The following is a 26,119-nucleotide window of genomic DNA, read 5'->3' as shown; positions in this document are numbered from 1 at the left end:
CTCCGCCCGCACCGTGCGATCGAGTGTCCAGTCATGAGAGTCGACGGAGGTCATCCCGGACGGGTGGTCGCGGTTCCCTCGAGCGGGTCCGGTCAGGGGCGGGGTGCCGGCTGCGACCCGGTCGGGATGCGCTGGAGTCCGACGAGCTCGATCCCGAGGTCCTGCAAGCGGGCCAGCAGCTGTTGCAGCTCCGCCTGGTCGTCGACCCGCGCGCGCAGCTCCGTCTCCGTGGGGTGGGCCGGGCGCAGCGGATCGAGCGCCGCCAGCAGCGCCGGGCTGAGACGTCCCCTCACCCGCACGGAGTACTCGCAGCTCATCCTGACCTCCTTCTTGGCGGTCGCCCGACGAGGACGTCGACGGTCCCGGCCTCCGCGCGACCGCGCACCATCCGCTCCGGATGAGCGCAGCGCGATCCGGCGGCATGGTCCGAGGCAGCGTTCGTCAGAGGAGGCCCAGGAGACGGGCCCGGCGTACCGCGTCGCGCCTGCCGGACGCTCCGAGCTTCCGGTAGAGGGCTCTCTCGTGGGTCTTCACCGTGCTGACCGAGACGTACAGCTCGGCGGCGATCTCGGCGTTGCTGAGACTGCTGGAGAGGTACTGCAGGACCGTCCGTTCCCGCTCGGTCGGCGGGTCGACGAGCGCATGGACCCCGCCCGCCTCCTCCGGGCCCGCGACCATGCGCCCGAGCAGGTCGAGGGCGAACTCCGGCGTCGCGGTGCCCCGTTCGAGACACCTCTGCAGGAGCGGCCGGAGCTCCGGGCCCTCGACCAGGAACGGACCCCGGAGCCCGCACGACAGGCCGGCGACGAGGGCCTCCTCGAGCCGGTCCCGGGCGCGGGACTCCTCGCCGGCCGCCGCGGCGAGCAGCGCGTCGAGGATCCGGACCCGTACGCCGATCCGCGCCGTCGGTGGGTCGCCGACGAGACGGCGGAGGTGTTCTGCGGTCCGCCGGTCTCCCAGCCGCAGCCTCAGTCGCGCCGCGCTCAGCAGAGCGCCCGGTGTGCTCGGTGTCCCCATGTCGTCGAGCACGGCGAGGGTGCGTTCCGGTTCGCCCGTCGTCGCGAGCACCGAGGCCTCCAGGAGGCGGGCACGTTCGACCAGCACGAGCGGGGCCCGATCGGCCTCGGCGTCGAGCTGCGCCCGCAGGTTCGCGAGGGCGGACTCGTGCTCGCCGGCGGCCGCCAGCCGCTCCGCCGCCAGCAGCGCCGCCACGAACCGCACGTGCGGCTCGGCGGTGGCGTTCTCGAACGCCGCCAGGCGCGCCGACCGCTCGTCGGCGGCCTCGGGATCCCCGCGGTCCAGAGCCACCTCGACCAGCGCCAGGTGAGCCGCCGCCACCTGCGCCGTGTCCTCCATCCCGGCCGCGGCCGCCGTGGCGAGGACCTTGCGTGCCTCGCTCTCGGCGGAGTCGAGCTCGCCACGCTCGGCCCGGAGCAGTGCGCGGTAGGCCAGGGCGTTCAGCTGCGCCAGGACGACGCCGGGCACCGCGGCCTCGACGGCAGCCGTCAGATGACGTTCGGCGGCGTCGAGGTCACCGGTCCACAAGGCGGCGGTCCCGAGATTGTTGTGCACGACGACCGGCACGATCTCCCCGCCGGCCATCCCCAGCGCCGCGAGTGCGTCCGGTTCGAGCGGGACCTGCCGGTAGGCGTCGCGCACCATGTCCCAGTCGCCGACCAGCCTCCCGAACCCGCCGGTGCTCATCAGCCGCAGCACCTCGGCTCGATCCCTCCGCCGGCTCGGGAGGCCGCTCACCGGTACCGTCCGGGCCGCCTCGAGGAGGCGGGGCACGTCGAGCCCGATCCCCTGCGCCACCCTGGCTCCGGCGAGTCCTGCGGCGATCTCCGGGTGAACGCCCGCGACGGTGGCGGGAACCTGGGCCAGCACGCGCTCGAGCGGTCGGCCGTCACCGCCCATCACGAGCGTCAGCGCATGGATCCCCGTCAGGTCGGCGGCCAGCCGCCACAGGCCCGCGGTCACCGAGGAGTGGATGGCCTCGAGGGGCATGCCGTTCCCGCGGAACCATTCCGCCGCCCGCCGGTGCAGGTCGCGGCGCTCCCGGGAGGGCATGCTCCGCGCCCTGAGGATGTCCAGGACGAGGCGGTGCAGCCGGAACCAGCGGCCGGGCCGGTCGACTTCGCGGACGAAGAGGTGAGCACCGGCGAGATCGGCGAGCACCTGGCCGGCGTCGGCGCGACCGGTGAGCGCGCGAGCGAGATCGGCACAGACCAGATCGACCACGCTGACCGCGGTCAGGAAGGTCATCAGCTCCGGGGCCTGCTGGTCGAGCACCTCGGTCAGCAGGTACCCCGCGACGGTGTGGTCGTCGCCGGAGAAGGCGGCGACCGCGGCGTCGACGTCCGCCCGGTCCTGCAGGTGCAGCGCGGCCAGGCGGAGTCCCGCCGGCCATCCCTCGGTCCGGTCCAGCAGCCGGTCCACCTGGACCGACGTCAGCTCCAACCCGAGGAGCCCGAACAACTCCGCGGCCTCGTCGTGCCGGAACGCGAGGTCGGCGGCCCGGACGTCGTGAACGGACCCGGCCACCCGCAACCGTTGCAGGGGCCACGGCGGGTCCCTCCGGGTGGCGACGACGATCGACAGGCTCGCCACCGGCCGGTCCACGAGACGCAGGATCCCCTGGTGCACCTCGGACGAGGTGATCTCGTGCAGGCCGTCCAGGACGAGCACGACCGGGGTCCGCACGCTCCGGACCGCGTCGGCGACGGCGCTCGGCAGATAGTCCGTCGCCACGGAGCCCGCGACGACGTCCTGCAGGGCCTGGACCGCCGCCTCGCCCGTCGCATCGCGCAGCGCCGCCGCGACGGCCTGCCAGAAGGGCTTGGGGGCGTCGTGGATCGCCTCGAGGTTCAGCCAGGCGACGGTGCGGGCGTCCGCGCCGGCATCCACCCAGGAGCTCAGCAGAACGGTCTTGCCCCACCCGGCGGCCGCGGCCACGAGCGTCACCGGGGCGGTCAGATCGGCGTCGAGCAGGTCGTCCAGCCGGGGCCGTCGCACGAGGCCGCCGGCGCTGGGGACCCGCACCGTCGCACGCGCCGGCTCGGGACGGCGCCCGCCGGCCCTCCTGACCCTGACCGCTCGATGTCGCGCCATCGCCCCTGCCCGTGGGTCGTGTCCTCCGCGACTCGTCGCAGTCGCCGTCCTCAGCCCGAGACACGACGTTGGACCCGGCCGACCGTCCGATGGTGCCACCTCGACGGGATGGTGCGATGTGGCGAAAGGCCTCATCCGGGGCCCTTTCGCCTGGTCCGGAAGGCGTACCGCGTCGGTCTCACGCCGGCGAGGAGGCGGAGCCACCCCCGACGGATGACCGTCCCGGGGCGTCGCCGACCCACACTCCGGGAGCCCGCCCCGCAGGAAGACCCAGCTGCGCAGAAGCAGGACAAGCCATGCAGGGCGACACGCACGACGGAGGAGGACGACGATGACCATCGGTCCGGTGCAGATGCTCGTGCTCGGGTTCGACCACCCGAACTTCCAGGGCCGCATCCGTGCGGAGCTCGAGCGGCTCCGCGACGACGACATGGTGCGGGTGATCGACTTCCTGGCCGTGCAGAAGGCGGTGGGCGGCGAGGTCAGCAGGCTGAAGGAGACCCAGCTCGACGAGGCCGAGCGGGCCGAGTTCGGCGCCGTCGTGGGCGCGCTGGTCGGGATCGGCGCCGGTCTCACGCCGGAGGAGGGTGCCGCCCTCGGAGCCGAGGCGCTGTCCTACGAGGACGAGCTCCTCGACGAGGAGGCCTGGGACGCCCTGGCCGACATTCCCGAGGGAACGGCGGCCGCGCTCGTCCTGCTCGAACACCGCTGGGCCATCCCGCTCCGCGACGCCGTCGCACAGGCCGGCGGCATCAGGCTCGCCTCCGAGTTCGTGAGCCCCCTGGACCTGGTGGGTGTCGGCCTGGTGGCGGCGCAGGAGGCCGAGGCGATCGTGGCCATGTCCGAGGACACCGTCTGAGGCATCGCGACGGCACGGAGCGGAGAAGGGAGGACGTCGATGTTGGGCCGAGACCGCAGGCTCGCCTGCCGGAGCGGACGGCGCGCCGCCCGCCGGACCGCGCGTCGCCTGGTCCGCCGGCGCTGACCGGCTGGGATCAGCCGACGGCACCGTGGTGATCGTGCTGGAAGCGCGTTCGTGAGTGACCGGGTGCGGCCGCGTGACCGACCGCGGGCAGGGCGGGCACGGCGGTGCGGTGCATCAGGCCGTGCTCGTAGCCGACGACGACCGCGTCGCGACGGTTGCCGACACCGAGCTTGGCGTAGATCGACCGCACATGGGTCTTCACCGTGTTGACGGACACCCCCAGGTCGTCGGCGATCTCCTCGAGGGACCGCAGGGAGGGCAGCAGTTCCAGCACGTCCTGCTCACGGCTGCTGAGCACGGCGTCGAGCCCGTCGGGGTCCCCTGTCGCGAGCGCGAGGGCGCGCCCCGGCAACGTGTGGGCCATCTCCAGGCTGCCGAACTGGTGGGCCAGCAGCTGCCGCACCGCCGCTCCGGCGTGCACGAAGGGGCGCACCAGGTCGTGGGGTTCGGCCGTCGCGACCGCGTCCCGCAGAGCGCGTCGCGCGGCGAACCCGTCCCCCGACCGGACCGCGAGTTCGCAGCGCAGCAGGTGGGCCTCCACGACCGTCGAGGGCAGCGCGCACGGGGCCCTGCCCTCGACGAGCCGGTCCAGGGTCGCGCGGGCCTGCTCCGGACGGCCACCAACGACGTCCGACCGCGCCCGGAGGAGCAGGATCTCGCCGGTCACGCCGCAGCGCCCGGCGAGCCAGCTCAGCGCGGCCCGTGCGGCGGCGTGGTGGCCGAGACGGAGGGCGGCGCCGAACTCCGCCGTCGCCGCGAGCGCGAGGCCGATCGGGTCGGCCTCGTGCTCGCCGAGGACGACCCGTGCCTGCTGGAGCGTGCTCAGGCCCTGTCGGTGGTCGCCGAGGTCCGTGGCGGCGGCCCCGTCCACCACCAGCAGGGAGAACCGCAGCACGGGGTCCGCGGTCTCCGCCCGTGACAGCGCCTCGCGCACGAGCACGAGGGCCTGGTCCGGGTCCGCGGCGAGGAGCGCGGCGTGGGCGAGCGGCACGACGGCGCCGAGCGCGGCGGGTGAGGCGGCCCATCCCCGGGCCGTCGCGAGCGCGTGGGCGTGTGCCGCGTGCTCGCGCATGGCCGCCACGTCGCCGTCCGCCCCGGCCGCGTCGGCCGCGGCGGCGCGGGTCTGCACCAGCAGATGGTCCCAGCCTGCGTGCCGGGCAGCGACCAGCATGTCGTCGAGCACGCGGCGCGCGGGTCGGACGTCGTCGCCGAGGCGTCGATCGCGAATTCGGGCGGCACACCGGGCGACCTCGAGGAGCGCCTCCGGCTCGGGGCCGAGCGGGATCCCGGGAGTGCAGGGACCCCCCACATCCGGCCCGGCGCCGCGCCCGACCTGAGGCAGACCTCCGAGCCGATCCGCGATCGCGCCCAGGACGGCCAGGGCGGCAGGCGGATCGGGCGGCCAGCAGCGGTGGGCCTGCCGCGCCGCCGCGACCGCGGCCGGGCGGTCCCCGGCCTGGTCGGCGGCCAACGCCTCCACGACGGACCACCACGGATCGACCGCGCTGCCACCGGCGACGCGCAGCGCGCGGCGCAGTTGTCCGTGCTGCCCCCGGACCAGCAGGGGAACGGCGACGCGGGCGATCGTGTCCACGAGGAGCGCCGCGTCCTCGGCCTGCGAGGCGTGCTGCAGGGCCGCCACCGGGCGGTTCCGCTCGAGCCACCAGCGAGCCGCAGCGCCGTGCAGGGCGGCCGGGCGCTGCGCGGTGCGCCGGTGCAGGTCGGCGAGGAGGAGGCTGCGGACAAGGGGCTGCAATCGGTAGGTGGCCGGCCTCCGGCCGTGCAGGCGCACCAGGGCGCTCCGGGACTCGAGATCGCCGAGGACGTGGCCGGCGTCCTCCCGGCCGGACAGCTCGACGGCGAGTGCCACCGGGATCTCGTCGCAGACGCTGGTCCGGCGCAGCAGGTCGACCGAGGACGCGGGCAGGCCGGCGAGGACCTCACCGACCAGGTAGTCGGCGACGGCGCGATCCACCCCCGAGAACCGGGAGAGGAAGCCTTCGACGTCCGGCGTCGCGGACAGGGCTGTCGCGGCGAATCGCAGGCCGACGGGCCATCCGTCCGTCTGCCGGTACAGCCGGTCGAGCTGGTCGGGGCGGAGCCGCACCCCGGCCGCGTGCAGGAGCGCCTCGGCCTCGTCGCGGTCCAGGCGCAGCCGATCGGCCCGGAGCTCCACCAGCCGACCCTCGGGCCGGAGGCGCTGGAGACCGATCGGTGGGTCCGACCTGGACCCCAGTGCGACGGGGATCGTGCGCGGACGGTGCTGCAGGAGCCGCGCGACGTCGTGCAGGACCTCGGGTGAGTGCAGCTCCTGCAGGTCGTCGAGCACCAGGCGGACGGGACGCTCGAGTTCGCCGAGTGCGACGGCGACCTCGGCCCCGAACTCGGGTCGGCCGGCCGCCGACACGTCCCAGCCCCGACCGCGGGGGCCGGTCCGGACGGCACTGGTCGCCGGGACCGTGGGGCAGCGGGCGAGGGCGGCGAGCACGGCGCTCCAGAACAGCCGCGGATCGTCGTCGTCGCTGTCGAGGTTCACCCACGCGGTGTCCCGCCCGGGTCGTGCGGCCGCCGCCCACTCCGCGAGCAGCAGGGTCTTCCCGTATCCCGCGGGCGCGCAGACGAGCCCGACGTCGCAGATCTTGTCGAGCTCGTGGCGCAGGAGTGGTCGTCGGAGGAGGTCCGACGGCAGTCGTGGCACGGAGATCTTCGGATCCGGAACGCTCGTCACACCGCCACCTCCAGGTCGCCCCCCGCCGCCCGACCGGCACCTCGAGCCGGGGCGGTCACGCACGGGTGTCGACGGTGCCCCGTTCCGGGATGAGCCGGCGTCCTTCTCCGAGGAGGACCACCTGTGCGGTGCGGTCCCCGACCCGAGCCGCTCCCCTCGGCACCTCGGCGTTCACCTTCCGGGGATGACACACCGCCCGGAGGGGGACGGCACCGTGGCCGTGGCACCGTCCGGCCGTGCGAACACAGGAGGTCAGCGTGCTCAGGCGGATGTCCCACATGCCGGCAGGAACGATCGGGTTCGAGGCGGCCGGCAAGGTCGACGACGACGACTTCGAGGACGTCGTGGCGCCGGTCCTGCGCCAGGAGATCGCCCGGGGGGCGAAGCTGCGCCTCCTCTACCTCTTCGGACCCGCACTCCGCGACTACGAGTCCGACGAGCTCGGGGAGGAGATCGCCTTCGCCGTGCGCCACCCCACGTCCTACGAGCGGGTGGCGGTCGTCAGCGACGAGACGTGGCTCCGGCCCGCGCTGCGGATGCTCTCCCTCCTCGTGCCGGGCCGGCTGCGAGGCTTCCCGGTCGCCGAGCTCGAGGCGGCCAAGCGATGGGTCGCCGCGGAGGAGCACGAGAACACCCCGGCCGATCCGACAGAACCCCCGTACGTCTCCGCCACGGAGGCACACCGCAGCGGCCCGGTGCCTCACCCGGTCGAACCACGACAGGGCGAACAGGAGTCCTCCACGAACCGATGAGTTCGGGGTGCTCCCCGGGTCGGACCAGGCATGCCCACCGCGAGCACCGCCCGCCGGATGTTCGAGCTCCTGGAGCCGATCTGCCTGGTCACCTACTTCGCCGACGAGTGCAACGAGGAGCTGGCCGCGCTCGGCCACCGCACCTACTGGGACGGCTACTTCGCCAGCCGCGCCGCGCCGCTGGGGCGGGTGCCCGCGCAGGTCGTGCACGCGGCCTTCTACAGCTTCGCCGAGGGGGAGGCCGCGCGGCACATCCCGAGCGCGTGGGAGACGATCCCGCCCGAGGCGTCCGTCGCCGCACGGGAGCGGGGCAGCGCGGCCTCACTGCGGCGGATCCTCGGCGACGAGCTGGCAGGCTCCCCGGGCCTGGTGCGCGCCGCCGACCTGACCACCAAGGCCGCGACGAGCGCGCCCACGGAAGGTCGGGTGATGTACGCCGGGATGCGCACCCTTCCGGTGCCGAGCGACCCGGTCGCCCGCCTGTGGCATTCCGCGACCATGCTGCGCGAGCACCGCGGTGACGGGCACGTCGCCGCTCTCGTCGGCGCACGCATCGGCGGCACGGAGGCCCACGTGCTGACCGCGTTGGAGATGGGCATCCACCCGCCGGAGTCGTTCGGGCGCATCCACCACCTGCCGAAGCAGCGGCTGGCCGCGGTGATGGACGGGCTGCGCGAGCGCGGGCTCGTCGACACCGAGAGCCGGTTCACCGAGGCCGGCCGCGAGACCAAGCGACGCATCGAAGCCCTCACCGACGAGCTCGCATCCCCGCCCTACGAGGCCCTCTCCCCCGCCGAGCTCGACGAGCTGATGACCGAGCTCGAACCCATCACCGCGTCACTGGTCGCCGCCGGGTCGCAGTGACGAACGGTGGGGCGGCGGGGGTGACGACGAGCGCTGATCGTCCAGGTCGCAGGTGGACGATCGCGATGCCTGTTCAGCCGGTCGATGATGCGCCGACCTATGGCGAGGAAAGAACGCTGTTACCGCCTCGCCGACACCCCGGCCGAAGTCCTTGAGGTCCTCAAGCACACCGAACAGGAGATCGAAGCCGAGAGCGTCCAGGCGCTCACCCGCTACGACCCGAGCGCATGGCGCCGGCCCTCCGGCGCCACGGCCCTCTGGCGCCACGGTGCTCGGGCAGCGCGCGGAGCGGCAGTACGGGCGGATGCCTCCGCCCACCACCATGAGCCCTCCCAGCGCTGGTTCCAGTACCCGACGGCACCGCCGTCCTGCGCGCCGGCTCGGCCGAGGCGGCCGTACGCCCCTCGCGATGCGGACGGCGAGCGGCTGTCACACCCGTTCGGCGATCTCGAGGCCGCCACCGGGGGATGGCTCGGGCGCGGCGCCGGCGTCGACCGCAGAGCTGTAGCTGTCGACGTACATGCACTGCGCGACGGTCGTGACGACGAGGCCGAGCACGGGGTGCGGCTGATCTCCTCGAGCTCCTTGTGCTCGGCGGTGGCCTTGCGGGGCAGGGTCAGCGGCTGCTGATGCCAGCGCGACGAGGCGTCGACGACGTCGAGCCGCTCGCGCTCAGCCTTCCACCGGGGCCACAGCTCGTCGGTGACGAGCCTTGAGGTCGGACTCGCTCAGCACGTGCTCCCCCGGACCTTTCACTGTGTTGTGCGCCGGAGGGCGGCTGCGCTGACCCAGAACCAGCGGTTGTGATTCAAATCACAGCGCCGTATCCCCGGCATGATCGCAGCCATCTCTCGGCGACCAGACAACGAGAGGGGGCACTACTGTGCGTCGATCAATCATTGTTGGGGTGTTGCTTGCACTCTGCGCCACGTTTTACCTCGGAGTCGGGACCGGAGTCGGGGCCGCCCAGACGGGCGTCAGCTCTACCGACATCACGCAGGCCGTCAATGCCCACAACTCGCTGCGACAGCAGGTTGCGAAGGACGAGACCGCACGGCTCAAGCGGACGATCACGATCCCGAACGTCAGCTGGGACGCCGCAGTCGCCGCGACCGCGCAGGACTGGGCGAACAAGGAAGCGGTGAGGCTGAAGGCGAACCCGAATTCGTCGCCTCAGCATCGGCCGAACAACGTCTACGGCGAGAACACGTTTTGGCAGTGGAGCACGCCTTCGCAGCCGAATGTCACTCCGATCCCGGCGACGAACTACTGGGGAGGCGAGCGGTCCCTGTACAACTACGAGTCGAACGCCTGCTCCGGCGGCGGCATCGCCTGTAAGCACTACACCCAGATGGTCTGGGCGAAGACCCTCAAGATTGGCTGCGGAAAGGCGCAGTGGTCGGTCGGAACCAAGAACTACGTGCTGTGGGTCTGCAACTACTCGCCCAAGGGCAACATCAGCGGCCAGCGGCCGTACTGAGCTGAGGACGAAGCCGTTCGTCGTCTCGATCACCACACGCACCCGCTGCGCTTGCGCTTGGAGGTGATCCCGCTGTTGAGGGCGAGCCGGCGGCCCATCCGGGCGCCGACCATGCAGACTGCGAGGTCGACGAGCTTGCGCGAGTCGCGGTTGACCTTGCCGAGGCTCACGCCCCACTTGTTGGGCCGCCGGCGCGCGTTGTGCACGTGGATCCGCAACCGGGCATCGCCGTCGTGGGTCAGCGAGCCCTCTTCGTCGATCTCGTGGGCGACCCGCTCAGCAACGTGCGGGCCGCGTTGCGCGCAGCGGTCAAGGACCGGCCAGTACACGTCGCTGGCGTTCACCGAGGCCCTGCGCGAGGCCGGGATCGCCGGCTCGATCGGCAGCGTGGGCGACGCCCTGGACAACGCGCTGATGGAGTCGGCGATCGGGCTGTTCAAGACCGAAGTCGTCGACCGGCAGGACCGCTCCTGGACCGGGCGCGACGAGCTGGAGCGCGGGACCGCGCAGTGGGTGCACTGGTTCAACACCACCCGCTGCACTCCGCGCTCGGCTACCTCCCACCCGTGGAGTTCGAACAGCGCTACCGTGACCTTCCACCGGCCGCCGCGACACCCGAGGTGGCCTAAACCCCGTCTCCGACGGACCCAGGCCGGTTCAGGCTGGGCCGCCGCCTACCGCGAACTCGCCGACCACACCGACGACCGGGGCCCCCTCGGTCCGCCGCCCCCGGCCGGCGTCGCCGAATACCACGCCGCCTGGCACACCGCCCACACCGCCCTCGACCTGCCCGACCGCGGCGCCGACGAACAACAGATGACCGACGGCCAACTCCGCGTCCGCGTCGCCGCCTACGACCGCGAGAAGACCTGGGCCCCCGACTGGGTCGCCGACGACCCTCACCGCCGCCCACCAACAGGCACGAAGCCACCACACCGACGCCGAATTGTGGACTGCGCGGGTAGAAACCCTTCACGACCCCGTCGAACGCGAGCAGCTCCTGGCCGCCGCCGGCGAAGCCCGTGCCGAGGCCGAACGGGCCGCCGCTCGCGCCGCCGAGCTGGAGATCATCGACGACGCCCGCGCCGCCTGGTACGCCCACTCCGCCATCACCCGCGTCAATGCCGACCGCGCCCGCAACGAACTCGCCGCCCGCGGCGTCGACCTCGACAGCCCGACCGACCAGGTCACCGCCCAAGAGTGGCTCGACGCACGCCCACCACACCGACCAACTCCTCGACGACCAGCAGCGAGAGATCACCGAACTTGACCTCGCGCCGGCCGAACGGCAGCCGACCCCAAGCGCTCGGACCGAACGGGCCACATACAGCACCGCCGGCGACAGCACCGTCGAGGCGATCCGCCGCGCGCAGAACGCCCTCGCCCAGATCCACGCCCGAGAACAGCTCGACCTCGCCCACGGAACCGACGAGTCCGCCGAACACGCCCGCGCCCAACAGCTCGCACTCTGGGCTCAGCAGGACCGGGACCAGGAGATGGCCGCAGACCAGGCGGCCGGCTACGACCGCTAACCAGAGGCGAGTGAGACCTTCGTTCGTGCGATCAGGTCCACGAGCTGCCGGGAACGCCGAGCCTCGCGCTCGGCGCGACGGCGCAGCTCCAGGCGCCGCTCGGGCTCCTCGAACGCCCACGGTCGGGCCGCGATCTCCCGCTCCACCAGCTCCTCCGGCGAGGCTAGCGACCCGTCAGCGAGCCGCTCCGGAATTGGCAGTGGCGGCCGGTCCTGCCGCCCCAGCAGCCACCGCAAACACACCTCGCCGCCCTCAGCCCAGCCCACCCCGGCAGGCAACACGGGCCAGTTCCGCACCCCGAGCTCGGCGCAGATCTCCTCCAACGGAGGCGGAGGGACCCCAGGAGTCGCCGCCGCCGCGCACGCCCACATCTAGCCGCCACTCCCGCAGCGAACGCAGACTGCTTCTCCAGGTCCGCCCCGTGGGCAATCCAGTGAAGATCATCGAGCTCGCGGCGCCCGCGAGCAGACCACGCAGGATGCACGGGCTGCAACGCCATGCAACCGGTGTCGCCGCACGCTCTGCGTCGACCAATGTCGAACTGGTCCCGCAGCCGACGTCGCCCGCGACTACGTGGCCCACCACCCCGACACCCTGGTCGTCGTCACTGGCGACCACGACTGCGGCCTCATCGCAGAAGCTCCCGCGCCCGAACCCGCGGCGGCGGCCACCCCACCCGGATGGCCCGTTCCCCGTGGCCGGGAGCATGAAATGGTCGGCCGAGGAGCACACCGACGTCCCGGTTTCCGTCACCGCCGAGGACCTTGGCACGGACGCGTTCGACGGGCGTCACCCCAACACCTACCTCCACGAGGTCCTCGGCAAGGCGCCCGGCATCTGACCGCCGCGAGCCGTGCTCTTGTCGTGGCGAGGGGCCGCGACGGCCGCTCCGGTGGGCGGCCGGCGCGGGTATTCGATCCGCTCCGCACACCCAGGGCTGGACGGGCCCGCGATCGGCGTGGATCAGGGACAGCCGCCGCTCGGATTGCTGGGCAGCCTCGATTCACCTCCGCTAGGCGATGGCACCGGTAGTCAGGGCCGGAGCATAGGTCGCCGCCCGGGCTCCGTGCGGGCCGCGGAGCCTTCCGATCTTCCAGTGACAGGAGCGAGCCATGGGAGTGACGGCCTCGGCCGACGCCGGCCGGACCGGGATCCGTCCGTTCACGATCAACGTGCCCGAGGAGCAGCTGGCCGACCTGCGCAGACGCATCGTCGCGACGAAGTGGCCCGACCGGGAACCCGACCCCTCCCAAGGCGTGCGGCTCGAGACGATCCAGGCTCTCGCCGACTACTGGGCGAGCGAGTACGACTGGCGCCGGTTCGAGGAACACTTCGCGGCCCTCCCGCACTTCGTCACCGAGATCGACGGCGTCGACATCCACTTCATCCACGTCCGCTCGGAGCACGAGGACGCCCTGCCACTCATCGTCACCCACGGCTGGCCGGGCTCCACGGTCGAGCAGTTGAAGATCATCGGCCCGCTCACCAGACCGACCGACCACGGGGCGAGCGCAGCCGATGCGTTCCATCTGGTGATCCCGTCGCTGCCCGGCTACGGGTTCTCCGGCAAGCCGACCGAGACCGGCTGGAACCCGGTCCGCATCGCCCGGGCCTGGATCGAGCTCATGAACCGGCTCGGCTACACCCGCTACGTCGCGCAGGGCGGCGACTGGGGCAACGCCGTCACCGAACAGATGGCCCTGGCCAAGCCGCCGGGGCTACTCGGCATCCACACCAACATGCCCGCGACCGTCCCCCCGGAGATCTCCCGAGCACTTCAGATCGGCGGGCCAACCCCCGCCGGCCTGTCCACCGAGGAGAAGACCGCCTATGAGGTGCTGGCCCACTTCTACGCAACCGGGCTGGGCTACGCCACCGAGATGGCCAACCGGCCGCAGACCCTCTACGCCATCGCGGACTCCCCGATCGGGCTGGCCGCCTGGATGCTCGACCACGACGTCCGCAGCTACGAACTCATCGCGCGCGCTTTCGCCGGTCGACCCGGCGGCCTGTCCCGCGACGACGTCCTCGACAACGTCACCCACTACTGGCTGACCAACACCGCGATCTCCTCCGGGCGCCTCTACTGGGAGAACACCGGAGCGTTCTTCGACACGCGCGGTGTCGAGATCCCGGTCGGCGTGACCGTGTTCCCCGACGAGCTCTACCCCGCCCCACGCAGCTGGGCCGAACGGGCCTACCCCAAGCTCGTCCACTACAACGTGGTCGACGAGGGCGGCCACTTCGCCGCCTGGGAACAGCCGCAGACCTTCGCCACCGAGGTCCGGGCCGCCTTCCGGTCACTGCGGTGATCGCGACGGCCGAGCTGCCCGTCGAGGGCGAGCCCCCCAGCGGTGCCACCGCCCGGCGGAACTCGGGACCGCTGACGCGGGCCGGGCTGCGCAGCAGCGTCGCCGTGGTCGGGTTCGGCACGGCGCCCAGGCCTCCGTCTTCACCTTCGGCTAGCCCGATCGAGCAGAGGAGCTGGTATGGCCCACGCATTGTCGATCGACGTCTTCACCAGTGGATACAAGCCGGTCCCGGGCGGGCCGGGCTGGGACGACAGCGCCCCTGCCACCTGGCCGGCCAGCACTGCGACGCTGATCTCCGGCGACCGCGACGCCGTGCTCGTCGACGCGCTGCTCACCACCGACGAAGGGCGGCGCCTCGCCGCGTGGGTGCAGAACACCGGCAAACGGCTCCGGACGATCGTCGTGACACACGGCCACGCCGACCACTTCTTCGGAGCCGGGCCAGTGCTGAATGCCTTCCCCGACACCGAGCTGGTCGCTGCCGATCAGCGGGTCGTCGACGAGGCGCGCGGCCAGACCACACCCGCCGCCATGACGCTGTGGAACTCCTGGTTCGCCGGACAGCTCGCGCAGCACCCCGCGACCCCGGAGCTGGCCGGCTCACCCGACCACGACCTCGAAGGCCACACCCTCCGAATCCGCACCGTCGGCACCGCCGACGGCGCCACCTACGCCACAATCGTGCACGTGCCCGAGCTGCGCACCGTCTGCTCCGGCGACATCGTCTACAACGACATCCACATGTGGCTCTGGAAGTCGACACCGGACACCCGCCAGGCATGGCGGGCATCCCTCGACGCCGTGGCCGCCCTCGCCCCGGCCACGATCATCGCCGGGCACCGGGACCCCGATGCCCCCGACGACGACGCGACCCGCGTGCTCGACCAGACGCGCCGCTACCTCGAGGACTTCGAGCAGGTCGTCGCCAAGTCGAACGAGCCGCCCGAGGTGATCGACGAGATGCTCGCGAGATACCCGAACCACGGGAACCGCTACACGCTGTTCCTCGCGGCCTCCAGCCAGTTCCCGGCCTGACCACCGGGCTCCGGGTGGCCCGGCGCCGCGGGTAGGTGCGTCCGGGCCCGGTGGGCCTCACCGACGCTGGCCGAGATCGCCCTGGCGTGCTTCCTCCTCTGCCGCCGTCTCGCGGGTCTGCGGCGCGACCGCGCTCGGCTGTCTCCTCAGGCGCGGATGCCGAGCGGGCTCACGAACGAGCGCCAACCCGTAATTGACAAAGCGGGCGTCAGTGAGAGATTCACGTTCGCTAGCCACGGGTTGCACCGAGCGGTTCCGAGAGGTGCGCCAGGCCAAGAAGAACGACAGAAGAAGAAGTGAACTCGAAGGGCTCGGCGCAGTAGCCGAGCTCCGAGGAGGCGGCCGGACAACCCCGTCCGGCGCTGCATCACTCCGATGATCAGTACGGCCACCCAGCCCGCCGACGCGCAGACCGGCCCGACAGGCCGCAGCCGCCGTCGGCGGGCTGATCCGCTCGAGGTCGGGCTGTCGTCGCAGGTCGACGGAGGCAGCGATCGGACCTGTAGCCATAGCACGACACCCGCGCCCCGACCTGCTGCGGCATCGACACCGCCTGATTGTCGCCTGATGCGGCACAAGCGCCGGTCCTTCATGATCGGCGACCCGATCATCACCCGCTGCCGCTGTCACTGATCTGTCCCGGCGACTCTCAGCGGTTCTCGGGCGCCGAAGCGGGGCGGAAGAAGTCAACGAGCAGTTGTGTGACACGCTCGGGATCGTCGTGATGCACCCAGTGCGACGCGTCGGGCAGGTACTCGACGCGGTCCAGGTTGGACACGTCGTCGCGGTCGGGCTCGGCCAGTTCCGGGCCGAGATAGCGATCGCGTTGCCCCCAGATGACCAAGGTCGGCGCCTTGACCGGGCGGAGTGCCGCTTCGGCCCGTTTGGTAGGGGTGCGCACCGAGGCGCGGTAGTAATTGATCATCGCGGTGGCTGCGCCGGGCTGCGACCACGCCGCGATGTAGCGATCGGTTTCCTCCGGCGTCAGAGCCGGGCTGGCGTCGCGCAGGAAGTGCCGGAAGAACCGCCAACGGTCCGCGTGCACGACGGCCTCGGGCAGCTCCGGGAGAGCGAAGAAGAAGAAGTACCAGGATCTCCGGAGTTGGTCGGGGTGGTGCAGGCCCTCCAGCAGCCGCCGCGGATGGGCCGCGTTGAGGATCGCCAGCCGGTCAACGACCTCGGGGTGGTGCATCGCGGTCGCCCAGGCAACCGTTCCGCCCCAGTCGTGGCCGGCCAGCAGCGCAGACCGGGCGCCTCGCTCCTGAATGAGGCCGCGGATGTCAGCGGCCAGCGGCTCGGTGTCGTAGGCCGCGACGCCGTCCGGCCGCGACGAGAGGTTGTAGCCGCGCAAGTCAGGTGCGACGACGCGGAATCCCGCCCTCGCGAGGGGTCCGATCTGGCGTCGCCAGCCGTACCAGAAGTCGGGGAAGCCGTGTAGCAGGACGATCAGCGGCCCCTGGCCGGCCTCGACATAGTGCAATCGGACGTCGCCGATCTCGGCGTAACCCTCGCGAAGTTCGTTGTGGTCATCCGACATGCTTGCTCCCCCGTCTGCTGTTGCTGGCCTCTTCCTCGTCCAGGTGGCGGGTTCGGCGCCGACCCGGCTCTTGCGATGTCGAGTGACAAACTGCTGTGGAGCCAACGAGTTCATCCGGATGTGCATGGCGCATCGTCTCTTCGTCTACAGGGTTCCGAGGCGGTCGCCGAGGTCAAGCTCGAGCGGCCCGCGGGTCTGCAGGCCCTGACCGAACAGGGCTGCGGTGCGGGCCTGGGCTGCCTCCGCGATGACCAGCTGGTGGAACCGGCGCGCATCGGCGCGGATCGCATCCGCCCCCGGCATGGTCAGCTCGTTGAGTACCCGCTTGGCTGTTCGCACACCATCCGTCGGGAAGGAAGCGATGCGCCCAGCCAGCCGGGACACGAAGGCGTCCAGGTCGGCGTCCGGGAGGGCCCGGTTGATCCAGCCGTATCGTTCGGCCGTGCTGGCGTCGAAATCATCGGCGCCGAGGACCGCCTCCATGGCCCGGCCTCGGCCGAGCAGCCGGGCCAGGTGCTGCACACCGCCAGCACCGGGGAGGGTGCCGGCCCCCGCCTCGATCTGGCCGAAGATGGCGTTCTCTCGCGCGGCGAACCGCATGTCGCAGGCCAGCGCCAGTTCGCTGCCCGCCCCGCGGGCTCGGCCGCGGACCTTTGCAATCGTGACGGCCTGCAGCTCGCTGAACTTGTGCCACAGCATGCCCAGGTAGGCGTCATCCGGCCCGCCGGCCTTCGCGGCCTCGGCGGTGTACTCGGCGACCTTGGTCAGGTCGACGTGCGGGATGAAGTAGTCGGGGTCGGCGCTCTCCAGCACCACCACGCGGATGTGCGGCGAGATTTCCAGCTCGCCGGTCAGGTTCACCAGGTCGCGTACCAGTTCCGGCCCGATCAGGTTCATCGGCGGCGCGTCGATCACCACGCTGAGCACGCCCTGATCCCCGGAGGTTACCCGCAGCGTCCGGTACACCTGAGTCCCCATTGCCCGGGTCATGACCCGCTGCCGTTGATCGAGCCGAGGACGGCGGCAACGTACTGGGCAGGCTTTTCGGTCAGCACGACCGCGGCGCCCTCGGCCCGAGCCCGTCGCGCCGTGTCGAGCCCGATCCCCGCGGAGCCGCCGATCAGGGCGACGGTTTGCCCCGCCAGCGCCCGCTCCTCCACCGGCACACCCGTGGCTGTCATCGGTCCTCCCCACTCGACGAGCTCGCCATCTGCGCGTCCAGCGCGCCGACCGGCCGCGGCGGCTTCATGACCGGCTCCATGTCCGGCTCCATGTCCGGCTCCATGTCCGGCTCCATGTCCGGCTCCATGTCCGGCTCCATGTCCGGCTCTGCATCCGGCGCCGCCGCGATCTGCCTGCGCAACGTGGCCAAGGCCGCGTCGTAGATCCCCGAGAAGCTCGGGAAGGGCTGGATGGTGTCGCTGAGCACCGCGATCGGGACATGAGCGCGTATGGCCAGCGTGGCCTGCTGCAACCACTCCCCGGCCTCAGGTCCGAGCGCGTAGGCGCCGGTGAGTCGCTCGCCGTCGCTGAGCAGCGTCAGGAACCCGGGAGAGTCGGCGTAGGCGTGGGTGTAGGTGGCGGTCTTCGGTACGTCCGCCAGCGGGGCGGTGGCCCGGTAGCGCGCCTCGCTTGCGCCCACCGCCGCGGCCTGCGGATCGGTGTAGGTGACCCGCGGGACGGCCTCGTAGTTCGCCGGGCGCGCCTCGCCGGCGATGTTCGCCGTGACCACGTCGCCCTCGTACTCCCCGACGTGCGTCAGTGGCCAGACCCCGGTGACGTCGCCGATCGCCCAGAGCCGCTCGCCCGCCCGCAGGTACTCGTCGACGCGGATCCCACGGGGATCGGGCTCCACCCCCACCGTCTCCAGGCCGATCCCGGCGACGCGCGGGCGCCGGCCGGTCGCCACCAGCAGCCGGTCACCCCGCAGGTCGGGGCCACCGTCGAACCCCAGGACGTAACTGCCCCCGTCCCGCCACGCCCCGCTGGCCCGCACGCCGAGGACGAGCTCGATCCCGTCGCGGCGCAGCGCCTTCCCGAGTGCCTCCCCCAGCGGGGCGGGCTCGCGGGGCAGCACGCGGTCGGCGCCCTCCACGATCACCGCCTCGCCGCCGAGGCGGCGCACGACCTGTGCCAGCTCCACGCCCGCGGACCCGCCGCCCAGCACGAGCAGCCGGCGCGGGACGGCGGCCATGCTGGTCGCCTCCCGGGTGCCCCACACGCCCTCGAGCCCACGCAGCCCGGGAATCGGTGGCACAAACGGGTCTGCCCCGATCGCCACCACGACGTGCTCCGCGGTGTGCGGGACGCCGTCGACCTCGACCACGCCGGCGCCGGCCAGCCGTCCCGTGCCCCGTACGAGGGCGATCCCGTGCTCGGCGAGCCAACGCTCCTGCCCGGCGTCGGAGTAGTTCGACACCATGAAGTCCCGCCAGGCCAGCACGGCCCGCGGGTCGACCTGCGCGCTCGCGCCGACCTCGCGGGCCCCCTGCACCGCCTCCCCCGGGCGCAGCAATGACTTCGACGGGATGCACGCCCAGTAGGAACATTCGCCACCGACCAGCTCCCGCTCCACGACAGCCACCCGCAACCCACGCCCGGCCAGCGCCGCAGCGCAGTGCTCACCGGGCGCTCCGCCACCGAGGACGATCACGTCGTAGTCGATCATGCGCTAGAACTCCCGTCCGCGTCGGCGATCGTGTTCCGGACATGCACAGTGGCCATCGCCGCCACCCCGCCCCGCCCGGTCATAACCTCAGGAAGGCCAGAAGGTCGGTGTTGATCGTCTCGGCCTGGGTGGTCGGCATGCCGTGCGGGAAGCCCGCGTAGGTCTCGGGGTGCCGTTCTGCACGAGCCCGCCGACAGCGGTCCGGAGTCGGCGTAGGGGACGATCTGGTCGTCGTCGCCGTGCATCACCAGCACGGGCACCGTGATCCGCTTGAGGTCATCGGTGAAGTCGGTCTGCGAGAAGGCGACGATGCCGTCGTAGTGCGCCTTCGCGCTGCCCATCATCCCCTGCCGCCACCAGTTGGCGATGATCGCCTCCGAGGGCTCCACCCGGGACGGTTGAAGCCGTAGGAATGCTCTTTCGCCAGCCCCTTCGAAGCGGCCGATGGTGGTCGACACGAGGTTCGCGAGGTCCTCTTCGTGGCCGACGTCGGCCGTCACGGGGAAGGCTCCGATCTCCGCAGCCCTGTGCTCAGAGGCCTCCTTATCGAGGTCTGACAGCACGACGTCGGCGCCTTCCCGGGCGAACCGCGTGCAGAGCGCGAGGCCGATCCCGCTTGCGCCGCCGGTCACGACGGCAACCTTGTCCTTGACGATCACTGGGAGTCCTTTCCCTACGGAGAGCTACCGCCGAACGCAGCCGACTCGTTCGTCGGTCACAGCCGAGTTGAAGCTGCAGGCAGGCCCCCGATCCACCTCAAGGCGGACAGGGAAGGCATGAAGAAGTACTCGCCGCCGCGCAGCACGTTGAACGTCTGGATGCCGTGGATACGACGCCTCACCGGAGCCCGGGGGATTGTGAAGGTCGCGCCCTCCTCCTGGAGGCCGATGTTCGGATCACGCTCGTCGCCCAGGTCCATGAAGTTCCCGTTGTTGATCCACTCTTGCTGCAGGAACTCCATCGTCTCCATCGCCTTGGCGCTGAGGAAAAGGAAGTAGAGCCCGCGGGGAACCTCGTCGGCTTCGGGCGAGGTCGCGTCGGGGTCGTAGGGCGCCCCGAAGGTGGTGCTGCGCCGGATGATGCGATGCACATTGACGTCGGCGAGTTGTGTCATGACCGTGTCGCGAGGGTTCATCCGCCGCATGTGCGAGCCGAGCGGCACCTGGTGGCCGTGCGGATCGTCGGCGTAGGTGAAGTCGTTGTTGCGACGTGGGTCGGCACCCAGCGCCGGGTCGTCCTGGCTGGGCGCGAGGGTCAAGGGCGCGCCGCTGCGCCAGCGGCCGACCAGCTTCGCCGCGAGCAACTCGCGCTCCTGCTCGGTTCGGGTGTGTTCGCGCAGGAAGCGGTTGAACGTTCCGACTCGTGACTGGTACTTGCGTAACCCGACAAAGGTGCCGTTGCGGCCCAGGACGTCCGGATGCGGCATCGGCAGCGGCGCGCCGCCCTCCCCCGGATACCCGAGGATGAACTCGCCGGCTTTGATCGGTCGACCCTGGCCGGGCAGCGGCTCGACGCCGCTGCCCTCGATGGCCGGTTGACCGATCGAGTCCTTGTACCCGAGCGGGTTGAGGTCGCCCGGCTGGGCGCCGAAAGCCTGCGCCGACAGCTCGGTGATCCCGGCGAGCCGGCGATAGTGGTGACGTGCCATTTCCACGGTCTCGCGCCAAGCCTGCTCGGAGTCGCTGAATACGCTGACCCCGATGTGGACCTGCCCGGTACCGAAGGGCGCATCCCAGTTCTTCGGATCGTTGGGCCCGTAGTCGCGTAGCTTGTCGGCCTGTGCCGCCATCCCCGATCGGAAGGCTTCGGGGAACGACCGCAGCGAGGCCTGCGGCAGACCCAGTGCGACCATCCCGGTGTAGCTGAGGGCGACCGAGATCCAGGCCTCGCCTGCTCGCCACCATTCGGCAGCGGAGGCGACGTAGGGCGTGAGGTTTCTGAGCAGTTCGCGGCCGGCCCGCCCGTCGTCGATATGGAGCAGGACGTGCGTGCCGTAGTACGGCTCGGGCCGATACCGCAGCACCGTTGCCTGGATGTCGTCGAGCTCGACGGTGACGGGACTGCGCGGAAGCTCACCGCCGAGGCGGTCGACGAGGTGCATGGCGTTCTCCTCAGGGAACGGTTACAGGCAGGCTCACCGGGGCGGCCTGTGGGGGCAGGCATTGTGATTGGCCGCTCCCACAGAACCGCTCCGGAGCTGGTTCAGTCGCCGACCTTGTCCAGGAACTCGTCCACCGCCTTACCGACGCGCTCGAGCCGGCTGATGTCCGCCACCGTCAGATCCGGGTGGGCGACGTACCAGCCTTCTGCGGTGATCTGGTGGCTGGCGAGGTAGTCCTTGGCCTGCGGGCTGCGAATGCCCGGCCAGCCCTCCAACCCACAGCTGAGAATGTCCAGGTAGTCGGGGATCTGCGTGACGAAATCGTCGATGTAGGGGTCCCAGTCGCCATCGAAGGCGGTGCAGAAGAGTAGCTTCGTGTCGTTGTCCAGGAACACGAAGCGCATGTCGTGGAGGCTGCCGACCTTGTTCGCGCCGTCGAAGTTGCCGTCCAGCAGCCGCAGGAACGCGCGCAACCGTTCGGCTCCGCCGGGTGCGAAGGGGGCAATGATGGTCAACTCCGAGACGTTGCCCTGGCGGCTGCCGACCCGCCCGGCGCTCTCCATCCGGGTGCGCGGCTCCGACACCTGCGTCTTCAGCTCGGCGAGCACATTCTCCAGCGCTTTCCTCCCCACCTCAGGTGCGTCGGCGAACAACTCTCGCAACTGCTGGAGTTTCTGGTCGACGGTCTGACCTTGCTCCGATCCGGTGGCCGTCGGTGTTGACGTTGACATTACAGTCCTCTCAATTCATTCGACTCTTTCGCGTTGTGATACAGCCGACCCGCGGATACCCCCTGCTGACCCGCGGATGCCCTTCTGGCGGGCCGGTCTCTGCTTTCAACCGGAACCGGTCGGCCGATCACGGCAATACCGACTCCGCGCTGACGGGCTCGGTCTGCGACTGGTGGTTGAGGGTGCGGCGCACCTTGGCCGACGCGCTGTAGATCCGTCGCACGTTCATGATCTCGCCCAACGGCCGGTGGTCCGCCGTGACCCGCCACTGGTTGAACGCGAGCGCGTCTCCCTTCTCGAAATTCTCAGGACCAGAGATGTCCTGACGCGGCAGCCGCACGCGGCCGACGGTCACGAACGGAGAGAGCTTCTCGGGCCATTCCACGGTCAGCACGTTGACCGGCATCGCTGTGAGGTCCGCACACAACTGCACCTGGAGATCGAAAGTAAAGGCACTCGCTTTCAACTCGTCCACCAGCGTCGGATGGAAAACGTCCGCATCGGCGGCGAGGTCGAGGTCCGGGTGGATCGCATGCGCAGCGCTGTCCACGGCAGGCGCTATCCGTATTTTGGCGACATAGTCGCCATGACGCATCGCGCCCATGGTCCAGTACGTGGTGAGCAAAGGATTACGTAGCGGCGTCTGGGTGGCCGTCCTCACCAGGGCGAACATCTCCTCCCACGCCCAGTCCGGCTGCTTCAGCGCACCCCTACCCGTGAGAACGTCGGCCAGGAGTTGGTGGAACCCGGCCCGGCCGCGCGCCAGGTACGCGTGGATGTTGTTGGCGATGTCCTCGATGAACAGGTAGTGCTTGGCCGTGTTGCTGATGAAGATCGGGTTGTTCTTCAGCACCAGATCGAACGTGTTCGAAGTCGGCTCATCCTCGACCAACTTCTCGCCGGGCACATCGAATATCTTGACCGCAAGGCCGAGTCCAGGGCCCAGTTGCGCATCCGTGCCCAGATGACCTGATGTACTGGAGAATCGCATCAGTGCGCCGTGCCGACCCGGCTCGGCATAGAATCCCTGCGCGTACGCTTCCGGCACATCAGCCAGTATCTCGACCTCCGCCTTGACCAGGCCGAACGATTTCGCATGCGCGCCACGGACGGCTCGCCCGGTGCCCTCGGTCCTGGGCGATTCGCGGCCCTTCTTCTCCCAGAAGTTGATGATCTGTTCGAGCAGCACGTCGATGTTCGGATCGATCGTCTCGATCTCCGGCGTGTACCGAACGAACTCAGGTGACATCTGACCTCCAGGTCGGCCCGGCGGGTACGGCCGTTCATCCGCGGCTGCCGAGCACCCCTTCTGCAGTTCGACCTGCCTGCGCAGGCCACAGGCCGGCAGGGCGGTTGCTCCTCACTCGCGCCAGCAGGGGCACCTCCGGCCCTCGTCTTCAGGCCTTACGCATTTCCTCCGCGGAGTGCGGGGAGTCGCTGCTTCCGGATCGACGATCGCGGCCCTCAGGCGTTTGGCCCTGCCTGGGACGCGGTGCTTGCACGACACACTCCCGAGGACGACGACTCGCACCCGGTCACGTCGGTAGGTCGGTTCCCGTCGCCTCCGCGACCATGTAGGCGGCGTACCACTTGGGCCATTCCTCGTCGCGCTGCCCGATGCGCTTCTCGTGTTCGCCGTGCGCGCGTGCCGCCCGTACCAGTGCGGACTCCAGGTCCGCGGTCGACGCGAACCCGGTCTCGGTGGCCTCGACCCGGCCGGGCAGCCGAGTGGTGATCTCCTGCAGCAACCAGACGTTACCGTCCGGATCGCTGAAGGTCGCCCGGGAGAAGTAGCTGCGCCGCGCCGGATCCACGCCCTCGACCGGCCCGTGGGGCCCAAGGTGGAAGATCGGACTCACTTCGACACCGGCAGCCACCAAGGCCTCTCGGGTGGCCTCGAGGTCGTCAACGACCAGGTACTCCTTGCCCGACCCGGGTGCAGCCGAGGTGAGGCTCGGGCCGAACTGCACCGAGCAGGCAGAGCCGTGCGGCGTCAGCTGGACGACCCCGGGCGGTGTGCGGTCCACCCGCCACCCGAGCCTGCCGTAAAACTCCTTCGCCCGGTCCACGTCCGCAACCGGAAGGACCACCACCTCAAGCTTCATGTCGATCGTCGTGAGGTCCCCGGTCGCCGCAGCTTTCGTGCCCTGGACGTTCGTCGTACTCATCACAACCCATATTCGTTAACAGAGCAGTTGTCCGGCGCGAGCGAATCGACCGCGCGTTTCGCGGATCTCGCGCGTCGAGGTCCTGACAGCGGCAGCCACCGTCCGCGCGCCGGTCGTCGTCAGCTAGGGCCATCAGGCTCCCGCGCGGGGGGACCGTTGCTCCTGGCAACAGCAGGCCTCGCCGCGGGCGCACAACACGCGGTCCAACGCGTGTTGCTGTTCGGGCGGACGCAGTTCCGAGCTCGAGGACGCGCGTACTCAGCGAGCGCCGCCGCGCTGTGCGTCTGCGTCGGCCCCTTCACCAACAACGGCCATCCACTGGGTGAACACGACCCCGTCGTCACTAGGTGAGGTTCCCCCGCTTGCTCGGAGACCGACGATCATGGCCGAAGGGCCGTGAAGGGAGTCTCTGAGAATCTCCTATGTCAAGCGGCCTCGGGGGTGTCGGTCTGTGGCACTGACGTAGTTGCCTTCAGTTGGCGGTAGACGACGTCGGCCAGGTGGCGTCTCAGTACCCGCAGGGCTTCAGTCTTCAAGTCTCCGGCGGCGATGCGGCGGCGGAGCAATGCTTGCGCTGGCGGGTGGATCCGTAGCTGGGTGACCGCTATGCGGTGCAGCGCCGCGTTGAGCTGCCTGTTGCCGCCCCGGGGATCGGGGCGATTCCGGAGCGCTCCTGCAGCGCGGCGACCGCTTTCACCACTTGCGCCTTGTCGGGTCCATTTCCTGGGCGAAAAAAGCACTCTTGGACTCAACCGGTCAGCGCAACACCGTGATGGATGATCATGGTGGAGGTGCTGGCGTTGGCGAGGTTGGGCCGTCCGGGCAGTCGGACGAGGACAGGCAGGAGCTGTGGGACCGCTGGGGGCGTGGGGAGTCGATCTCCCAGATCGCGCGGGCGGTCCTGCGCCCACCCGGGTCGGTGTTCACCGTACTCAAGGGCACCGGCGGGTACGTCCCGGCGCCGCGGCGTCGTCGGGAGGGCTCACTGACCCTCGCTGAGCGTGAGGAGATCTCCCGCGGCCTCGCGCGTGGGGAGTCGATGCGCTCGATCGCCCGCCGGCTCGGCCGCTCGCCCTCGACGATCAGCCGCGAGATCGGCCGGAACTCCGGGCCGCGCAAGTACCGGGCCGTGGACGCCGACGACCGGGCGTGGCGGCGGGCCCGACGCCCGAAGCTGTGCCTGCTGGCCCGCAACGAGCGGCTGCGCCGGTTCGTGTCGGGCAAGCTCGGGGTGGACTGGTCCCCAGAACAGATCGCCGGGTACCTGCGCAAGCACCACGAGCCGGGGTCGGGGATGCGGGTGTCACACGAGACGATCTACAAATCGCTGTTCGTGCAGGCCCGCGGCGTGCTGGCCAAGAACCTGCAGCGCCACCTGCGGTCGGGCCGGCCGATCCGGCGCAACGTGCACAACACCGTGACCGGGCAGTGGCGCTCGCAGATCACCGACGCGGTCTCCATCCGCCATCGCCCCGCCGAGGTCGCCGACCGGGCCGTGCCCGGGCACTGGGAAGGCGATCTGCTCATCGGGCGCGGGCTGACCCAGATCGCCACCGTCGTCGAGCGCTCCACCCGGTACACCGTGCTCGTCGCGCTGCCCGGCCGGGACATGCACTCGGTCACCCGCGGCCTCTCGCAGGTCATGACCCGGCTGCCCGCACAGGTGCGCAAGTCGCTGACCTGGGACCGCGGGATGGAGCTCGCCGGGCACAAGACCGTCAGCGCGAACACCGGGCTGGACGTGTACTTCGCCGACCCGGCCAGCCCCTGGCAGCGCGGCACGAACGAGAACACCAATCGCCTTCTGCGCCAGTACTTCCCGAAGGGCACCCGCCTCGACCTCACCCAGGACGACCTCGACCACGTCGCCCATCAACTCAACACAAGGCCCCGCAAGACCCTCGACTTCGACACCCCCGCCGATAGGATCGCCGCACTGTTGCGCTGACCGGTTGAGTCCAAGAGTGCTTTTTTCGCCCAGGAGATGGACCCGACAAGGAAGAAGTGGTGAAAGCCGTCGAGGCGCTGAAAGGCCGCTTCGGGATCAGCCCGATTCTGAGGGTCCTCGGGGTTGCCGCGTCGACCTACTACGGCTGGCTGGCCCAGCGTCGGGAC

Annotated in this window: 24 protein-coding genes and 2 pseudogenes; 9 read left to right on the top strand and 17 right to left on the bottom strand. The window is 70.8% G+C overall.

The genetic code is table 11. The annotated features are described in order from the left end of the window. Positions 1 to 92 precede the first annotated feature (92 nt). Positions 93 to 317 (bottom strand): hypothetical protein, encoded by a 225-nt coding sequence (locus ACFQH9_RS12205; protein WP_379566115.1) that lies wholly within the window; start codon positions 315 to 317, stop codon positions 93 to 95. Positions 318 to 441: 124 nt separating this feature from the next. Next, positions 442 to 3,042 carry a winged helix-turn-helix domain-containing protein gene (locus ACFQH9_RS12200; RefSeq protein WP_379566114.1) on the bottom strand — a complete coding sequence of 867 codons (2,601 nt, stop codon included), beginning with the start codon at positions 3,040 to 3,042 and terminating at the stop codon, positions 442 to 444. 400 nt (positions 3,043 to 3,442) lie between these two features. Between ACFQH9_RS12200 and ACFQH9_RS12195 the strand changes: the two genes are divergently transcribed. Next, the gene (locus tag ACFQH9_RS12195) at positions 3,443 to 3,970 is read left to right on the top strand and encodes a hypothetical protein (protein WP_379566113.1); all 528 of its coding nucleotides are present in this window, start codon (positions 3,443 to 3,445) and stop codon (positions 3,968 to 3,970) included. 136 nt (positions 3,971 to 4,106) lie between these two features. On the opposite strand, the gene ACFQH9_RS12190 is transcribed toward ACFQH9_RS12195, so the two are convergent. Continuing rightward, positions 4,107 to 6,824, bottom strand: a complete 2,718-nt coding sequence (locus tag ACFQH9_RS12190; protein WP_379566112.1) for a helix-turn-helix transcriptional regulator — start codon at positions 6,822 to 6,824, stop codon at positions 4,107 to 4,109. Positions 6,825 to 7,102: 278 nt separating this feature from the next. On the opposite strand from ACFQH9_RS12190, the gene ACFQH9_RS12185 reads away from it, so the two are divergent. Together ACFQH9_RS12185 and ACFQH9_RS12180 are read left to right on the top strand one after the other, a co-directional pair. Then, positions 7,103 to 7,576 (top strand): SpoIIAA family protein, encoded by a 474-nt coding sequence (locus tag ACFQH9_RS12185; protein ID WP_379566111.1) that lies wholly within the window; start codon positions 7,103 to 7,105, stop codon positions 7,574 to 7,576. A gap of 30 nt (positions 7,577 to 7,606) precedes the next feature. Then, positions 7,607 to 8,440 (top strand): SCO6745 family protein, encoded by an 834-nt coding sequence (locus ACFQH9_RS12180; protein WP_379566109.1) that lies wholly within the window; start codon positions 7,607 to 7,609, stop codon positions 8,438 to 8,440. A 429-nt stretch (positions 8,441 to 8,869) separates the two neighbouring features. Here the strand turns inward: ACFQH9_RS12180 and ACFQH9_RS12175 are convergent, their stop codons facing one another. After that, positions 8,870 to 8,998 (bottom strand): hypothetical protein, encoded by a 129-nt coding sequence (locus ACFQH9_RS12175; protein WP_379566108.1) that lies wholly within the window; start codon positions 8,996 to 8,998, stop codon positions 8,870 to 8,872. A gap of 349 nt (positions 8,999 to 9,347) precedes the next feature. Between ACFQH9_RS12175 and ACFQH9_RS12170 the strand changes: the two genes are divergently transcribed. Further along, complete coding sequence (locus tag ACFQH9_RS12170; RefSeq protein WP_379566107.1) at positions 9,348 to 9,920, top strand: CAP domain-containing protein; 573 nt, start codon at positions 9,348 to 9,350, stop codon at positions 9,918 to 9,920. Positions 9,921 to 9,949: 29 nt separating this feature from the next. Here the strand turns inward: ACFQH9_RS12170 and ACFQH9_RS12165 are convergent, their stop codons facing one another. Further along, positions 9,950 to 10,360: a hypothetical protein gene (locus tag ACFQH9_RS12165; RefSeq protein WP_379566192.1), complete on the bottom strand. Its 411-nt coding sequence runs from the start codon at positions 10,358 to 10,360 to the stop codon at positions 9,950 to 9,952. Between ACFQH9_RS12165 and ACFQH9_RS12160 the strand changes: the two are divergent. Next, positions 10,242 to 10,549 (top strand): annotated as a pseudogene (locus ACFQH9_RS12160) (transposase); the annotation flags it as partial. The gene ACFQH9_RS12165 and the pseudogene ACFQH9_RS12160 overlap by 119 nt on opposite strands. 28 nt (positions 10,550 to 10,577) lie before the next feature. On the opposite strand, the gene ACFQH9_RS12155 reads toward ACFQH9_RS12160, so the two are convergent. The 3 genes from ACFQH9_RS12155 to ACFQH9_RS12145 all read right to left on the bottom strand — a co-directional run bounded on the left by ACFQH9_RS12155 (position 10,578) and on the right by ACFQH9_RS12145 (position 11,718). Continuing rightward, the gene (locus ACFQH9_RS12155) at positions 10,578 to 10,823 is read right to left on the bottom strand and encodes a hypothetical protein (protein WP_379566106.1); all 246 of its coding nucleotides are present in this window, start codon (positions 10,821 to 10,823) and stop codon (positions 10,578 to 10,580) included. Between the two features lie 284 nt (positions 10,824 to 11,107). After that, the gene (locus ACFQH9_RS12150) at positions 11,108 to 11,377 is read right to left on the bottom strand and encodes a hypothetical protein (RefSeq protein WP_379566105.1); all 270 of its coding nucleotides are present in this window, start codon (positions 11,375 to 11,377) and stop codon (positions 11,108 to 11,110) included. A gap of 71 nt (positions 11,378 to 11,448) precedes the next feature. Beyond that, positions 11,449 to 11,718 carry a hypothetical protein gene (locus tag ACFQH9_RS12145; RefSeq protein ID WP_379566104.1) on the bottom strand — a complete coding sequence of 90 codons (270 nt, stop codon included), beginning with the start codon at positions 11,716 to 11,718 and terminating at the stop codon, positions 11,449 to 11,451. Positions 11,719 to 11,873: 155 nt separating this feature from the next. Here ACFQH9_RS12145 and ACFQH9_RS12140 point away from each other — a divergent pair, with 155 nt between their 5' ends. The 3 genes from ACFQH9_RS12140 to ACFQH9_RS12130 all read left to right on the top strand — a co-directional run bounded on the left by ACFQH9_RS12140 (position 11,874) and on the right by ACFQH9_RS12130 (position 14,799). Then, positions 11,874 to 12,293: a hypothetical protein gene (locus tag ACFQH9_RS12140; RefSeq protein ID WP_379566103.1), complete on the top strand. Its 420-nt coding sequence runs from the start codon at positions 11,874 to 11,876 to the stop codon at positions 12,291 to 12,293. Positions 12,294 to 12,564: 271 nt separating this feature from the next. Then, positions 12,565 to 13,764 (top strand): epoxide hydrolase family protein, encoded by a 1,200-nt coding sequence (locus ACFQH9_RS12135; RefSeq protein WP_379566102.1) that lies wholly within the window; start codon positions 12,565 to 12,567, stop codon positions 13,762 to 13,764. A 177-nt stretch (positions 13,765 to 13,941) separates the two neighbouring features. After that, entirely contained in the window at positions 13,942 to 14,799 is an 858-nt protein-coding gene (locus ACFQH9_RS12130; RefSeq protein ID WP_379566101.1) for an MBL fold metallo-hydrolase, read from the top strand. A 649-nt stretch (positions 14,800 to 15,448) separates the two neighbouring features. Here the strand turns inward: ACFQH9_RS12130 and ACFQH9_RS12125 are convergent. The 9 genes from ACFQH9_RS12125 to ACFQH9_RS12085 all read right to left on the bottom strand — a co-directional run bounded on the left by ACFQH9_RS12125 (position 15,449) and on the right by ACFQH9_RS12085 (position 23,941). Further along, positions 15,449 to 16,336: an alpha/beta fold hydrolase gene (locus tag ACFQH9_RS12125; RefSeq protein WP_379566100.1), complete on the bottom strand. Its 888-nt coding sequence runs from the start codon at positions 16,334 to 16,336 to the stop codon at positions 15,449 to 15,451. Positions 16,337 to 16,480: 144 nt separating this feature from the next. Continuing rightward, positions 16,481 to 17,263, bottom strand: coding sequence for an enoyl-CoA hydratase/isomerase family protein (locus ACFQH9_RS12120; RefSeq protein WP_379566099.1), 783 nt, complete (start codon positions 17,261 to 17,263; stop codon positions 16,481 to 16,483). A 59-nt stretch (positions 17,264 to 17,322) separates the two neighbouring features. Beyond that, positions 17,323 to 17,517 (bottom strand): hypothetical protein, encoded by a 195-nt coding sequence (locus ACFQH9_RS12115; RefSeq protein WP_379566098.1) that lies wholly within the window; start codon positions 17,515 to 17,517, stop codon positions 17,323 to 17,325. Continuing rightward, complete coding sequence (locus ACFQH9_RS12110; RefSeq protein ID WP_379566097.1) at positions 17,514 to 19,004, bottom strand: dihydrolipoyl dehydrogenase family protein; 1,491 nt, start codon at positions 19,002 to 19,004, stop codon at positions 17,514 to 17,516. Before ACFQH9_RS12110 ends, ACFQH9_RS12115 begins: the two co-directional genes overlap by 4 nt. After that, positions 19,001 to 19,663, bottom strand: a complete 663-nt coding sequence (locus ACFQH9_RS32260) for an SDR family NAD(P)-dependent oxidoreductase (protein ID WP_379566096.1) — start codon at positions 19,661 to 19,663, stop codon at positions 19,001 to 19,003. The genes ACFQH9_RS12110 and ACFQH9_RS32260 overlap by 4 nt, the downstream gene beginning before the upstream one ends. Before the next feature lie 56 nt (positions 19,664 to 19,719). After that, positions 19,720 to 21,105 carry a Dyp-type peroxidase gene (locus ACFQH9_RS12100; RefSeq protein WP_379566095.1) on the bottom strand — a complete coding sequence of 462 codons (1,386 nt, stop codon included), beginning with the start codon at positions 21,103 to 21,105 and terminating at the stop codon, positions 19,720 to 19,722. Positions 21,106 to 21,206: 101 nt separating this feature from the next. Continuing rightward, on the bottom strand, positions 21,207 to 21,836 hold the full coding sequence (locus ACFQH9_RS12095) for a hypothetical protein (RefSeq protein ID WP_379566094.1): 630 nt from the start codon (positions 21,834 to 21,836) through the stop codon (positions 21,207 to 21,209). Between the two features lie 127 nt (positions 21,837 to 21,963). Beyond that, a complete protein-coding gene (locus ACFQH9_RS12090; protein WP_379566093.1) occupies positions 21,964 to 23,085 on the bottom strand; it encodes a catalase family protein in 1,122 nt (373 codons plus the stop codon). A gap of 286 nt (positions 23,086 to 23,371) precedes the next feature. Continuing rightward, positions 23,372 to 23,941: a VOC family protein gene (locus ACFQH9_RS12085; protein ID WP_379566187.1), complete on the bottom strand. Its 570-nt coding sequence runs from the start codon at positions 23,939 to 23,941 to the stop codon at positions 23,372 to 23,374. An 835-nt stretch (positions 23,942 to 24,776) separates the two neighbouring features. Here ACFQH9_RS12085 and ACFQH9_RS12080 point away from each other — a divergent pair. After that, positions 24,777 to 25,960, top strand: a pseudogene (locus ACFQH9_RS12080) (IS30 family transposase). Positions 25,961 to 26,119: the final 159 nt, after the last annotated feature.

The organism is Pseudonocardia lutea (assembly GCF_042658055.1).
GTDB classification, from domain to species: Bacteria; Actinomycetota; Actinomycetes; order Mycobacteriales; family Pseudonocardiaceae; genus Pseudonocardia; species Pseudonocardia lutea.
The sequence above is the reverse complement of the archived record's forward strand: the minus strand, read 5'-3'. Positions and strand labels throughout refer to the sequence as shown.